This is a genomic window from Falsiroseomonas sp. RANM36 (genome assembly GCF_056682175.1).
Genome location: NZ_JBWXTD010000002.1, coordinates 440193 through 440550, shown reverse-complemented (window position 1 = coordinate 440550; position 358 = coordinate 440193). Strand labels below are relative to the sequence as shown.

1 protein-coding gene is annotated in these 358 nt (G+C 80.7%); it reads left to right on the top strand.

Features of this window, described 5'->3' with window-relative positions; translation table 11 throughout:
* Window positions 1-358: LptA/OstA family protein (locus AC1MIR_RS02945; RefSeq protein WP_480026692.1), on the top strand; the 358-nt coding region annotated here is incomplete at both ends.

The window sequence follows — 358 nt, the reverse complement described above, 5'->3', positions numbered from 1 at the left end:
GCCCCGGGCGCGGCGCGGGCCGCCCCGGGCCGGGGGGGGGGGGGGGGGGGCGGCGAGGGCAGCAAGATCGACCGCGTCGAGGCCTTCGGCCAGGTCGAGATCCGCACGCCGGAGGAAGTGGTGCGCGGGGACCGCGGCCTCTACTCGCCGCAGACCGGGATGGCGCGCCTGCTCGGCGCGGTGCGGATCACCCGCGGCGACAACCAGCTCAACGGCCAGGAAGCCATCGTGAACCTGCGCAGCGGCATCGCCCGGCTCGTCTCCGCCCCCGGCCAGCGCGTCCAGGGCCTGATCGTGCCGCAGCAGGGCCAGCCCGGCGCGGCGCCGCGGCCGCCCCCCCGCCCCCCCCCCGGCGGGC